We start from the raw sequence: 12,338 nt of genomic DNA, 5'->3' as shown, positions 1-12,338 counted from the left end.
AATTTAATATTTAAAAAAGCATCATAAAACCTGATGCTTTTGCAATAAAATGTAAAAAAAATTTATTATTGTTGAATTTACTTTTTGGTGAGCATACTGTAAATAAATAATAATAGTACTGAGCCACCAATGGCCAATAGCCAACTTCTTGGGCTCCAAAAAGAGTCTACATCACCCCAGCCGAGGACATATGTTCCGATTGCACCACCTATAAAAGCACCTACAATCCTTGAATTGAAATATGCTTTTAATAAATTTGTCATTTTATTTCTATTTCTTTTAATCGCACAATACTTGAATTGAAATAACAAAACTACCCTGGAAAGGTAGTATACGGGTAACTCTCCCCTCAATCTCAATTATCAAATTCGTAATTTTCACAACATGCCCGGATCCTCGCATAGGCTTTTCCAGACGATAGCTAGGTTTCAGGTACAGAAAACCTTTCACCGGGAAAGCCCATTAATTCAGGATTTTTCAGTTTTCCCAAAATAGCAAGCCATCCTTTAAGGATTCTCCATTCATAGCAAAGCCATAGTAAAGCCATACCAAAGCCATGGATAGTTCATGGATGGGATTTGTTTTTACCATTGTATCATTCTTAATAATCCGGTCTATTATTGCCAAATTGATAAACAGTGATGGTGGTTGATTGATGGGTGGCGATGTAATGATAATTGTCATGTTTAGGGATATTTTTTTTCGATTGCTTTTTTTGGCAAAGCATTTTCTCTAATATCACATTTTACTAGCCTCTATGGCTCAAGATGCCCATTGGGACACATTATAATTTCTGTTATGACCAGCAACAAACAACTCAATTTTCTGAAAAGCCCTTTTTTTATTCCCTGGATTTTAGCCTTGCTGTTTTACGCGTTAGAGTACGGGGTGCGCTCATCGCCAAGTGTGATGATCCCGCAGCTGACAGGCAACTTCAATCTCGGCACCACCGAGGTCAGTGCGATTATCAGTGCCTATTACATCACCTATTCGGTAGGTAGCCTTGCTGCCGGATTGTTGCTGGACAGGATTGGGGCCAAGCATCCGCTGGCGATAGGCATTATCTTCTTGGCGCTGGGTTGTGTCCTTTTCATCAGTTCCAACTACTTTTTGGGCTACACTGGTAGATTGCTTCAGGGCCTCGGGTCGGCCATTGCTTTCCCGGCTTCGGTATTCCTGGCAGTCAAAGCCTTCTCGGGCAAAAATCTTGCGACAGCCATCGGCGTTACACAGACGCTCGGGATGCTGGGCGGTTCTGCCGGGCAAAAACTAAGCAACAGCTACCTCACATCTGGCAACAGTTACAATTCCCTTTGGATTATTTTTGGCGTATCATCACTGGTTTTAGGCGTACTGGCCTTTGTTTTTACACCTAAGACTAATACTGATGAGTTTACAGAAGTCCGCAAACAACCTCTGTTGGCGAATTATAAAATTGTTTTTTCTAACTGGCAGAGCTGGCTTTGTGGTTTTGCATCCGGGTTATTATTTGCGCCTACCACTATTTTTGCCATGATATGGGGCGTGGATTTCCTGGAGCAGGCCAGGCATCTCTCACACGGGCAGGCGACGGTGGCCTGTGCGCTGGTGCCGATAGGCTGGGCTATTGGTTGCCCGCTGTTCGGGTGGTTAGCCGACAAATTTGAAAAAAGGATTCCTGTGTTGGCAGGTGGTGCGGTGGTAATGATTCTTTGCCTGCTGCAGCTGGCGTTTTTACCCCACCTGATGGGGCCCGGTATGAGCCTGTTTTTTATGGGCGTAGGGTCTGGTGCGGCAATGCTGCCGTATTCAACAATTAAGGAAGTCAACCCCGATAAAGTTAAAGGAAGCGCAACAGGAGCCATCAACTTTTTGGTCTTTGGGGTCACGTCATTGCTGTCTCCTGTGTTTACGCATCTTTTTGCTTCAAAACTGGATATGGCGGTTAACAAAAATGCGATTTTCCAGCAGTCTTGTTTCTTTTTCATTATTGCCATAGGGATCGCTATATTTCTTTGCACCTTCCTGAGGGAAACAGGCAAAGAGAAATAGCGGTTTTCTAAAGCTTATCCATTATAAAAACCTCCATGGGGGCAGCTAGCAGTTCTTTTTGTTGGTCGCCCCAGGTGTTGAGATGGTCGGTCTTCAAATGCTGCTCCAGGATCTCACGGCTTTCCCATCTTTCGTAGAAAAAGAAAACTTCCGGTTGGTCCTGGTCCTGATGCAGGTCGTACTGTACACAGCCTTGCTCTTTGTGGTCTACATAGCTTATAAAACCTTTTGCGGGCGACACTTCCGGAATGTCTTTAAACAGTTCCCGCAGTTTTCCGGTCGCTACATCCATCACAATGAGCGACTGATCGGGTTTTGCAAAGCCATTGTTGGAAATATAAATCGTTCCTTCTTTCCCGTGGGTTGGATCAAACCGAAGATCATTCAGCTGAATGGTTTCCCTGAAAAATGGTTTCGGAATCGGGATGTTTTTGATGACTTTTTTGCTGTTGATATCCACGGCAACCACTTTGGTAGAGTCATCGGGGATGCCGTCAACGCCGGCTCTTTTCCCCTGGTCCAGGATCCATAGTGTGTTTTTGTAAATCGTAATTCCCAGAATGGAAACCAAATGGCTGTTGTAATCCGAATTGGTATTTTTATTAATCTCCTCATTCGGAAAAGCAATCATTTTTTGTCCCACCATTTCCACCACAGATGGCAGTTGATGATTTTCTCCACCTCTTGGCAATGCGATAAAAACACGGTGGTCATCGCTTACTGCAATACCTGCCGCTTCTTTTTCCAGCTGATATTCCAGGCTGATGTTATTGGGTGTTGGTGTCGGCATTTGTGCTGTTATTGTTTGACTGACTGAAAGCGCCGAAATGAGAACAGTCATTAAGATTGCTTTCTTCATACTCTTAATTTTTAAAGATTATTTTTTCAGATAATTGATGATGCCTATGACGTCATCTTTTCCAAAACCCTTTTCACTGGCCTCCGTATACGTTTTCAGGATACTTGTGCCTGTGGGGTAATCGGCACCGGCATCTTTTGCCAATCGGATGTCTTTTAGCATCAGATCCAGGGCAAAAGCGGGTGCAAAATTGTCATCCAGGAGAAGTGGCGTTTTTACTTTGGTCGCGCCGCTTCCGCTCGCACTTTCATTGATGATCTCCAGCATCGCTTTGCGGTCAATCCCCAGTTTATCAGAAAGTAAAACCGTTTCTGCCAGACCTTCATAGATCATTGCGAGAAAGTAATTGATGGATATTTTCGCGGCCAAACCTTTACCATTTTCACCAAGATGTTTTATTTTTCCGAGTTTTTCCAGGTAAGGTGTTGCTCTTTGTACATCATCGTTTTCTCCGCCAACCATAATGATAAGCGTGCCTTCTGCTGCCGGTTTTGTGCTGCCCGCCACCGGGGCGTCTATAAAATGAGCCTCTTCTATTTTTACAGCATCGCCCACTTCTCTGGACACTTTTTGAGAGATGGTGCTCATATCTACAAACAGTTTTCCGGACAGGTCATTTTTGAGGATGTCTTTATAAACTGCTTCCACGGCCTGGTCATTGGTCAGCATCGTGAAAATAATATCCGCCTCGTTAACCAAATCTGCCACCGATTGGCAAACGGTGGATTTGGATCGGAAATCTTCTGCTTTTTCTTCAGTTCTGTTGTAAACGAAAAGTGGAAAGCCTGCTTTTTCCAGGTTTTTGGCCATCGGGTGTCCCATATTGCCCAAGCCGATAAATCCTATTTTTTCTGTACCCATTGTGTTATTAGATTATAGTTGATAAATGAATTAATTACTGAGGGATTTCCTGTAATCCTGTAATTTTTAGTTCTGTTAATTTTTTAAAGATCTGGTCCTTATTCCGAAGGAAATCTTTCGGGTCTTTGCAAACCACATCATAACCTTCTGGTGTGAAAAGGGTTTTTTCAAAGTGGATGACCATCCAGGAAAAATCTTCGCTTCTGTATAATATCTCCCATTGGCTTTTAGCGATAGACAGCAGACCCGAACCGCGCCAGATAAATTTAGTATTCTCCTGATCGGTTGGTCTGTCCCATCCTTTTATAGATTTCGTTTTTCCGTTTTTCAGGAATTTAACTTCATCTGAAAGTCCACGGATTCCATTTTTAGTTTCAATATTATAATTGAAGTTTGGTTTTATCTTATCGCCTTTTGTCCACATTGGGAAATTCGATAAAACAATATACCACACGCCTGCCAAATATGACAAATTCATATCTTAATGTTAAGATTTAGGAGTTGTTACGCCATCCAAAATAAGCTTTTGCTTCTTGAGGTCTTCCCAAAAGTCATTCGGTATTTTGACAGCAAATGATTTTGAATTCTCAGTCGATTGCTGTACCGTATGTGAACCGGGAATTACGCCTGAAACAATATCCGGCGCTGCGCAAAACTGTAACGCCGCAGTTCGTAGATCCACCTTATGTTTCGCTGCAACTTTCTGTAAAGCAGCTAATTTTTCTTTCACTCCAGGAGGGAAGTCGCTTTTATAAAGATAGCGGTCTTTCCCTGCCAAAAATCCGGCAGCCAGTGGCGATCCGATGACAAAAGAAATGTCTCTTTTGGCCGCAACCGGAAAAACTTTATTGAAAAGGTCATCGTGTTTAATCAAATTATACTGACAGGCCGACAGAAAAATATCTGGATCTGCTGCCTCAATGGTTTTCAGAATCGGCTCGATGGTATTAACGCCTAAGCCCCAGCCTTTGATAAGGCCTTCTTCCCGCATCTTGGTGAGTTCCGGCATTGCGCCTTTTGCGGCGATATCAAAATACTTAAGCCAGTCTTCTTTCATATCACCATTATCCGGCGACAGATCATGGATAAAAACAATGTCCAAAGACGAAAGCCCTAATCTCTGCAAACTGTCCTCCACACTTCTTCTGGCACCTTCAGCCGTATAATCATACTTGTACGAGTCATTGAATTTTCCTTTCCAAATTCCCTGGGTTACCTTGAAATCTTCATGAGGAACTAAAAGTCGCCCGATTTTGGTGGAAAGGGTAAACTCGTCTCTTTTTTTATCCTTTAAACCTAAACCAAGCCGTCTTTCACTTAAACCCAAGCCGTACCACGGCGAAGTGTCGTAATAACGGACCCCGGAATTCCAGGCCGCTTCTACCGTGTCCAGGCATTCATTATTGGGATTGATGTTGAAGCCATTTCCAATGGCAACTCCGCCAAAACCATTTTTCGTTTTCGGGCGAAAACGGTTGGCTGCATTTTGTGGAAAAAGATCATCGAGAATAGTTTTTTCGTGGGCATCCTGAAGTTCTTTTTTAGGCAATGAAGCAAAGGCGGAAAAACCAGCGCCCGTTGCTAATCCTGCTGTTAGCAGTGATGATTGTGTTAAAAATTTTCTTCTGTCCATAGCTTTTTTTAATTACAGTTCAGGTTCTCTTTTTTTGTTAATGATGTTATTGCGCTAATGGTCCTTTAGAAACCAATTTACCCGCTTTATATACCGCATTGATTTTCTCGGTATTTTTGATATTTTTCAAAGGGTTAGCATCCAAAATCAGGAAGTCTGCGGTTTTTCCAACCTCTAAAGTCCCAAAGTCCTTATCAATGCCAATGGCTTTCGCTGCATTTTTCGTAGCGATGGTGATAGCTTGATTGGGTGTCAATCCGGCTTCTACCAAAAGCTGCAGTTCAAGATGCTCGCTGAAGCCTTGTGCACGGAGAAACATTGCCCCCGAATCGGTCCCGAATGCGACAGGTATGCCGGCATCATAAACTCTTTTTACGTTCTTCAAAGAAGTTTGAAAGGCCTTGATATTGGTTTCAAAAAGCGGGCTGTTTTTAAGCTCATCCTGATAAGCCTGTGAGGTGATCTTGTCATAAACGCCAGGCTCCAAAGATTTTTTGAAAGATTCGTTGTTAATCCACTCTGGTTTTTTGGCGTAGATGTAGGCAAATTCATCCAAAGAAAGGGTAGGGATATAAGTGACGCCTTTGGCTTTCATGTCATTCAGGGTTGCATCATCGATAATGTTGTCGCGGATGCTGTGTCCGATAATATCAACCCCGTCTTTTACCAATAGCTTAAGATCGGCAAGATAGTACACGTGGGCTGCAACGCGCAGGTTTCTTTTGTGGGATTCCTCAATTATTTTTTTGTAGATCGCAGGATCCATCTTTTTGGGGTATTTGCCGTTGAAATCATCTACCCAAAGTTTGACCACGGTTGGATGTACTTTTACAAGGCTGTCCATCTCTGCAGGGACTTGGTCCGGAGATGTAGGTCTGTAAACTTTATCCATTCCCACTTCATAAGGTGGGGCGCCGTTTTTAACCCCAAAACCGTAACCGGCACTGTACATCCTCGCGCCGTCCAATTCTCCGGCAGACGACCTGTCCCGGAAACCGTTTTCGAAAATCAGTGGGCGGTCACTTCCCATCGCCAAAACATTGAGAACACCATAGTCCTGGTATTTTTTAAGTTGGGAAAGAATGTTCTCTTCAGTATAATTCTCGGCTGCGTTTTTAGTCCCTTTCAACAATCCCAGGTGAATGTGTGCCGCAATGAGTGCAGGCATAATAGTTTTCCCTTTCAGGTCAACTGTTGCTGATGCTTTGTCTGTCAGGTTTTTCCCTATTTTTGCAATTTTCCCGTTAGAGACAAGAATGTCACCGGTTTTTGCATCACTGCCATTGCCGGAAATAATGCTGGCATTCTTAAATAATGTAGATCTGTTGCCCGCCGGTTTTCTCTGTTGCGAATGCGCAAAAAAACTGATGAGTAACAGAAATAAGCTTGATGAATAAAGTAACTTTTTCATATAAATACTTTTTAAAATTTATTAATCGACTTTCAGAACATCGGGCCATTCGTTGGGTAGTTCACCGCTGAAACCCATTTGCGGAAGATGACTGATTTCAGAAATTTCTTCGGTGGAAAGTTTGAAATCAAAAATTTCCAGGTTTTCGAGGATTCGGTCATTGGTGGTAGATTTTGGGATCGGAAGCGCTCCCATTTCGATAATCCATCTTAATGTGACTTGCGAAACAGATTTTCCGTGAGATTCAGCAATGTTTTTCAGGGTTTCATTTTTGAAAACTTTTCCTCTGGCCAACGGCGACCAGGCTTCTATAACGATTGAGAGATCATTAGAAAATTCTGTCACTTCGGGTTGCCAGTATCCGGGATGGAATTCGATCTGGTTAACCGCCGGGACTACTTTGGCACTTTGGAGAAGCGCATCCAGATGTTCCTTCCAAAAATTACTGACACCAATGGATTTTATTTTTCCTTCGCTTTGTAATTCTTCCATTGCCAGCCAGGTTTCCGCATTGGTTTTCTGCCAGTTATCGAAATTTTTGGCATTGGCAGGCCAATGGATGAGATACAGATCAATATAATCCAGTTTGAGTTTATCCAGAGATTCCTGAAAGGCTTTTTTGGTATTGTCATAGCCGAGATTTTCTCTCCAGACTTTGGTCGTCAGGACAATTTCTTCTCTGGGAATCCCGCTTTCTATAATGCCTTTGCCTACAGTTTCCTCGTTACCATACTTGGCTGCGGTATCCAATAAACGATAACCGTTTTGAAGCGCAAATTTTACACTTTCTATACCCTCTTCTTCAGAAGCTTTATACGTTCCAAACCCCAGTTGTGGTATTTTGTTCCCGTCGTTGAGCGTGATATTTTTAATCATAATTTTTTAATTTTTAAGGTTTGAAACTGAAAATGTAATACGGTGGTTTCCTCAGATCTTTACCACCACGCATTTTTGGCATACTGGAAATTTGTGCTACTACCAGGTAAAATGTTCCGTCCGGAGCTATAGAATAGGCATCGGGCCAAACCAAGCGCTTATCCTTGATGGTCCAAAGTGTTTTTTTGTCTGGGCTTTCACATCGGATGGTTCCGGTTTCGGATAGATACAGATTTCCTTTTTTGTCCATCACAATTCCTCCGACAGGTTTCATTTTTCGGTCTATGCTTATTTTTTGAGCCAGTTCATTTTCTGACAGATTTTCATTTAATAAATCTGCTACTGCAACCCTGTATAAATTGGGTCCAAAAGAACCCATAAAGTAAAGTGTCTTCTTATCGGGCGAAAGTTCTATCTGATCTGCATTACTTACAGGTGCTTTGCCGTTTTTATCCTGCAAACGATAGCCGTCTATATAAGCTTGTGCATTGGGATCCGCCTTTGTTACCTGGGAATTAGCCAGCAGTCTGCGAACCTTTTTTGTATCTCTGTTAAGTACCAGAATGGCACCAGTTCCTGAATCTGTGATAAATGCCCAATGACCGTCAATACGGATGTCATTGAGGTGGCTTCCCTGAGGAGCCATTTGATTATCCATCAGAAAAACATTAATGACTTTATTGGTTGCGAGATCAATTTCAACAACTTTTGGAGCACCAGGAATATTGCCTTCAAAAAACGGGTCTCCCGGATCTATTACCCAAAGATGGTTGTCGTCACGGTTGATGTACAGGGCATTAAGTGATACAAAAGCATTTTCCGGATTCTTACCGGGTTGCCACATATTCCATTCATTTTGAGGAAATGGGATTTCTTTACCATCTTTGATTTCTACCAACGAAGGATTATCAGAAGCTTTATCAAACCTAGGGAAATTGGCAAATAACCTATTGTCATTAGAAACGGCAATGCCATTCCAGTTCCTCTCAGAAGTTGTAGCTACAACATTGAGCTGAGGAGCTTTTTGTGCATTAACTATCTGGCTAACTCCCAACATACAAGTCAATAGGATTGTTTTTAACATTATTTAATTTTTATGAAGGTATTTGTGCTTTTTCGTAAATCAATCCTTCGGATTTTAATTCTCTCCAAAAATCAACAGGAATTTCTGCTTTCCAGGCTTTTACATTATCTTTAACCTGCGTGGTTTTGCTTGTACCAGGGATGATGGAAGCAAATTCATCTGCAGCCAGAACAAAATGAAGGGCTGCTGTAATAATATCGGTATTGTATTTTTTGGCGATTTCCGCAATTCTATCGCGTTTTTCGGTCATCCCTTTTGGGATCACTTCTTTGTAATTGTAACGGTTTCTGCCGGCTATAAATCCGGAATTATAACCTGCTCCGGAAACCAGTTTCACACCAGCTTTTTTCACGGCGGGAAGCAGACGGTCTACCGCATCTTCGTGTTCCAGAATGGAATATTGCGTTGCAGAAAGGCAAATGTCAGGATCGGCTGCATCAATACAGTCGAGGATAGGTTCAATTTTGTTGACACCCATTCCCCAAGCTTTGATCACGCCTTCATCACGCAATTTTGAAAGTACCTTGAAAGCGCCTTCCTTTGCCTGTTTTAGGAAATAATCATAGCGGTCGCCGACCTGATCTTCGGACAAATCGTGGATGTAAATGATATCGATATAATCCAGACCGGTTCTTTCCAGACTGTCTTCGATAGATTTTTTAACGGCATCGGCTGTATAGATATGTTTGAAATCAAAATCCAAAGGATCTTTCCACATCGTTGGCGGAACTTCGGATTTGGAAACTGGCGTAAAAAGACGGCCAACTTTTGTGGAAAACACAAAATCTTCCCGGTTTTTATCTTTCAAAAACTCGCCAAAGCGTCTTTCACTTTTTGTGAGTCCGTACCATGGCGAAGTATCGTAATAACGGATGCCAAGATCCCAGGCTTCCTGTAGAACTTTCTGAGATTGCTCGTTGGAAACATCTTCAAACGCAGTTCCGATGGGAACGCCTCCCAGTCCTAACTCGTGTTCTTTTTTCAAAATGGTATTGCTCATAATAATGAATTTTAAATTTTAGATTTTAAAATGAGAAGTTAGATTCTAACAGACATCGGAATGACAGTTTGTCTCTATATGTAAACACTTAACTGACAACCATCAACCAACAACTATTTTGTAACTTTTATTTTTTTAACCAGATATGGAGGCTTTCTAAGATCTTTTCCGTTGTTGAAACTGGCCAAACGGTTCCATTGCCCAAGAGTTACATACAGATATCCATTTCTGTAAGCTAAACCATCTGGCCAAACATAATTGTCTTTGTCGTGAGAAACAACCTCATAATTACCATCAGTTGTTCTTTTTACCAACGACTGCTGCTCAAAGGCACCGAAAAAGATATTGCCGTTTTCATCTTCTGCCAAACCATCGCAAGCCGGATGCTGGCCTTCAAATTTCACCGCATTTTCTATATCCTGATCTGATGTTGAAAAATCACTCAAAACAGAAGTCGGCAAGCTGTACAGATTTCTTCCGGAAATGGTGGTCCAATAAAGGGTCTGATTATCGGGACTGATAGAGATTCCGTCGGCACCACCTCCCGGGGCACTCCATTTTTTATTTTCCTGACGACGGGGTTGCCCTTCCAGAAATGCCAAAAAGTTAGGTTCTGGTGAAGTGGTTTTGTGATCTCTCAAAACTTCTTTCACTTTACCGCTTGCCACATCAATGATCACCAGAGAAAAATCTTTTCCAAAACCGGAATTGGCAATGTAAACGGTTCCGTTTTTACCGTGTGACAGATCGACCCGCAGATCGTTGTAATGCGCTGTGCTTCGCAAAACAGGTTTTGGGATGACCAAAGATTGGATTATTTTTTTTGTTTTGATATCAATGGCTACCACTTTGGCTGCACCTTCCGGGATTTCATCGATTCCGGTTCTTTTTCCGTCATCCAAAATCCATAAAATATCATTTTTGTCGATGTACATTCCGTGAGGAGAAACCAGCCAGTCTTTAACCGGTTTGTTGGAAGGATATACATACTCCTTATTCGGGAAAGGGGTCAGTTGCCCGTTCTTCAGCTCAGCCAATGCAAATTCTTTGTGATTATCTGCATGACGCGGAAAACCGAGAAAAACACGGTCGTCTGAACTTACTGCGATTCCTGACGGATCGGGATCAGGTGGGTTGATAGAAGCAATGGTCTGTGCCGGATTGTTTTGAGCTTTCATAGTAATCGCGTTTATTAAAATCAGAAGGATAAGAGTTATTTTTTTCATAATTATATTTTTATATTTTTTAGGAATTGGAGGCCAAGAACCAAAAATTAATATGAGTTTGTTCTTATTTAATGCATTGACAAACAATTAATATGCCTTATAATGTAAAAATAAAAGGGCTAACAAATAATAAAAATTGGTTTTTGTATAATTAATATAAAAATTTGTATTTTTAATCTAAATTTGTCTAATGAAGAAAAAACAGTTTGACACTTTGGTCATCCATGATCTGGAAGAAGACGTCTTTCATCTGCCAACGCACAGCCATACTTATTATGAACTGGTGTATGTGATAAAAGGGAAAGGTAAACATTACCTAAACAACGTCGTAATGAGTTATAAGGCTGGAGATCTGTTCTTGATTTCGCCAAAAGATCAGCATTATCTGGATTTTGCCACACGGTCCAGAATGGTTTTTATAAAATTCACTGAACAGTATTTTGAGACCAACAAATTTCTTTCTCCGGATATTTTTATGAAGTACAATCCGGAAACTATTATGCGGCATCAGCTGCTGAAAGAGGAAAAACTGAAATTTGACAATACCTCAAAATTGATTCTGAAAAGGATTATTGAGAATATCCTGGATTATAATGTAACCGGAGATGTCTCCTCATCGCCGCTTATTTTTTATCAGCTTTTTTCTATTTTTGGTTTGATCAATGAGCTGACTGCCAAGATGAATATCAGGATAGATAACGGCTTGCCGGATAAAGAAGATATTATCACGTACCTGCATCAACATATTTATAATCCGGATAAAATCCGGATCAAAAATCTGGCATCTCACTTTAATATTTCGGAAAAATATTTCAGCAGTTATTTCAAAAGGAATTTTGAGATTTCTTTGAGAGATTATATCAATGAATACCGTCTGGCGCTAATCGAAAAACGCATAGAATCAGGAAAAAACACAATCAAGCAGATTGCTTACGAGTTTGGTTTTACAGATGAAAGCCACCTGTCACATTATTTTAAAAATAAGAAACACAAAACTTTGGGTTCTTATAAGCTGAAAGGAGAAAATTCTAACACAGACGCCTAATTAGTCGTTCCTTAACAAAACCCACTATTTAATTTATTTTTAAAAACAGGATTAGAAAACAGCATAATTTGTATCTTATAAAATAAGAAAATAATTTTCTGTTTCAGTAGTTCCATCATTTTCTTCATGTTCCAAGCGGTTGCAGCTAGTAATGCATTGATTTGTGGTCCCGTTTCTCCCATGAAGTAATTTTTTGCCAGCCTAAAATCGGTTTTTAAATGTCCGATGATAGGTTCTATTGCCGCTCTGGTTCTAAATTTTTTGCGCTTTGTCTGCTTTTGATAAGCAGTGTCTTTTTTTCTTGGAGTGCTT

13 protein-coding genes and 1 pseudogene are annotated in these 12,338 nt (G+C 41.1%); 2 read left to right on the top strand and 12 right to left on the bottom strand.

Translation table 11 applies throughout. The features are described from left to right. Positions 1–77: 77 nt before the first annotated feature. Together B0B05_RS11795 and B0B05_RS11790 are read right to left on the bottom strand one after the other, a co-directional pair. Positions 78–263, bottom strand: a complete 186-nt coding sequence (locus B0B05_RS11795; RefSeq protein ID WP_076783843.1) for a GlsB/YeaQ/YmgE family stress response membrane protein — start codon at positions 261–263, stop codon at positions 78–80. 214 nt (positions 264–477) lie between these two features. Beyond that, positions 478–684, bottom strand: a complete 207-nt coding sequence (locus B0B05_RS11790; RefSeq protein ID WP_076783842.1) for a hypothetical protein — start codon at positions 682–684, stop codon at positions 478–480. Between the two features lie 114 nt (positions 685–798). On the opposite strand from B0B05_RS11790, the gene B0B05_RS11785 reads away from it, so the two are divergent. Next, positions 799–2,031: an MFS transporter gene (locus tag B0B05_RS11785; protein ID WP_076783841.1), complete on the top strand. Its 1,233-nt coding sequence runs from the start codon at positions 799–801 to the stop codon at positions 2,029–2,031. 7 nt (positions 2,032–2,038) lie between these two features. Here B0B05_RS11785 and B0B05_RS11780 read toward each other — a convergent pair whose 3' ends face one another. From B0B05_RS11780 to B0B05_RS11740, 9 genes are all read right to left on the bottom strand, one after another. Continuing rightward, positions 2,039–2,890, bottom strand: a complete 852-nt coding sequence (locus B0B05_RS11780) for a putative quinol monooxygenase (RefSeq protein ID WP_076783840.1) — start codon at positions 2,888–2,890, stop codon at positions 2,039–2,041. Between the two features lie 18 nt (positions 2,891–2,908). After that, the gene (locus B0B05_RS11775; RefSeq protein WP_076783839.1) at positions 2,909–3,751 is read right to left on the bottom strand and encodes an NAD(P)-dependent oxidoreductase; all 843 of its coding nucleotides are present in this window, start codon (positions 3,749–3,751) and stop codon (positions 2,909–2,911) included. A 34-nt stretch (positions 3,752–3,785) separates the two neighbouring features. Beyond that, complete coding sequence (locus B0B05_RS11770; protein ID WP_076783838.1) at positions 3,786–4,229, bottom strand: hypothetical protein; 444 nt, start codon at positions 4,227–4,229, stop codon at positions 3,786–3,788. A gap of 9 nt (positions 4,230–4,238) precedes the next feature. Next, positions 4,239–5,384: an aldo/keto reductase gene (locus B0B05_RS11765; protein WP_076783837.1), complete on the bottom strand. Its 1,146-nt coding sequence runs from the start codon at positions 5,382–5,384 to the stop codon at positions 4,239–4,241. A 46-nt stretch (positions 5,385–5,430) separates the two neighbouring features. After that, positions 5,431–6,795 carry an amidohydrolase family protein gene (locus tag B0B05_RS11760; protein ID WP_076783836.1) on the bottom strand — a complete coding sequence of 455 codons (1,365 nt, stop codon included), beginning with the start codon at positions 6,793–6,795 and terminating at the stop codon, positions 5,431–5,433. Between the two features lie 21 nt (positions 6,796–6,816). Continuing rightward, positions 6,817–7,671 (bottom strand): aldo/keto reductase, encoded by an 855-nt coding sequence (locus B0B05_RS11755; protein WP_076783835.1) that lies wholly within the window; start codon positions 7,669–7,671, stop codon positions 6,817–6,819. Positions 7,672–7,684: 13 nt separating this feature from the next. Further along, positions 7,685–8,755 (bottom strand): L-dopachrome tautomerase-related protein, encoded by a 1,071-nt coding sequence (locus tag B0B05_RS11750; RefSeq protein WP_084173948.1) that lies wholly within the window; start codon positions 8,753–8,755, stop codon positions 7,685–7,687. Positions 8,756–8,765: 10 nt separating this feature from the next. Further along, positions 8,766–9,755, bottom strand: coding sequence for an aldo/keto reductase (locus B0B05_RS11745; RefSeq protein WP_076783833.1), 990 nt, complete (start codon positions 9,753–9,755; stop codon positions 8,766–8,768). 113 nt (positions 9,756–9,868) lie between these two features. Next, positions 9,869–10,981 (bottom strand): L-dopachrome tautomerase-related protein, encoded by a 1,113-nt coding sequence (locus B0B05_RS11740; protein ID WP_076783866.1) that lies wholly within the window; start codon positions 10,979–10,981, stop codon positions 9,869–9,871. A gap of 190 nt (positions 10,982–11,171) precedes the next feature. On the opposite strand from B0B05_RS11740, the gene B0B05_RS11735 reads away from it, so the two are divergent. Then, entirely contained in the window at positions 11,172–12,026 is an 855-nt protein-coding gene (locus B0B05_RS11735; RefSeq protein WP_076783832.1) for a helix-turn-helix domain-containing protein, read from the top strand. A gap of 11 nt (positions 12,027–12,037) precedes the next feature. Here B0B05_RS11735 and B0B05_RS16825 read toward each other — a convergent pair. After that, positions 12,038–12,338: pseudogene (locus B0B05_RS16825) on the bottom strand (IS5/IS1182 family transposase); the annotation flags it as partial.

Source organism: Epilithonimonas bovis DSM 19482 (assembly GCF_900108115.1).
Classification (GTDB): domain Bacteria; phylum Bacteroidota; class Bacteroidia; order Flavobacteriales; family Weeksellaceae; genus Epilithonimonas; species Epilithonimonas bovis.
Note: the sequence above shows the minus strand (reverse complement) of the source record. Positions and strands in the feature narration are given on the sequence as shown.

Coding starts and splice junctions, on each gene's coding strand:
- B0B05_RS11795 (WP_076783843.1), bottom strand. CDS start 263: ATGACAAATTTATTAAAAGCATATTTCAATTCAAGGATTGTAGGTGCT.
- B0B05_RS11790 (WP_076783842.1), bottom strand. CDS start 684: ATGACAATTATCATTACATCGCCACCCATCAATCAACCACCATCACTG.
- B0B05_RS11785 (WP_076783841.1), top strand. CDS start 799: ATGACCAGCAACAAACAACTCAATTTTCTGAAAAGCCCTTTTTTTATT.
- B0B05_RS11780 (WP_076783840.1), bottom strand. CDS start 2,890: ATGAAGAAAGCAATCTTAATGACTGTTCTCATTTCGGCGCTTTCAGTC.
- B0B05_RS11775 (WP_076783839.1), bottom strand. CDS start 3,751: ATGGGTACAGAAAAAATAGGATTTATCGGCTTGGGCAATATGGGACAC.
- B0B05_RS11770 (WP_076783838.1), bottom strand. CDS start 4,229: ATGAATTTGTCATATTTGGCAGGCGTGTGGTATATTGTTTTATCGAAT.
- B0B05_RS11765 (WP_076783837.1), bottom strand. CDS start 5,384: ATGGACAGAAGAAAATTTTTAACACAATCATCACTGCTAACAGCAGGA.
- B0B05_RS11760 (WP_076783836.1), bottom strand. CDS start 6,795: ATGAAAAAGTTACTTTATTCATCAAGCTTATTTCTGTTACTCATCAGT.
- B0B05_RS11755 (WP_076783835.1), bottom strand. CDS start 7,671: ATGATTAAAAATATCACGCTCAACGACGGGAACAAAATACCACAACTG.
- B0B05_RS11750 (WP_084173948.1), bottom strand. CDS start 8,755: ATGTTAAAAACAATCCTATTGACTTGTATGTTGGGAGTTAGCCAGATA.
- B0B05_RS11745 (WP_076783833.1), bottom strand. CDS start 9,755: ATGAGCAATACCATTTTGAAAAAAGAACACGAGTTAGGACTGGGAGGC.
- B0B05_RS11740 (WP_076783866.1), bottom strand. CDS start 10,981: ATGAAAAAAATAACTCTTATCCTTCTGATTTTAATAAACGCGATTACT.
- B0B05_RS11735 (WP_076783832.1), top strand. CDS start 11,172: ATGAAGAAAAAACAGTTTGACACTTTGGTCATCCATGATCTGGAAGAA.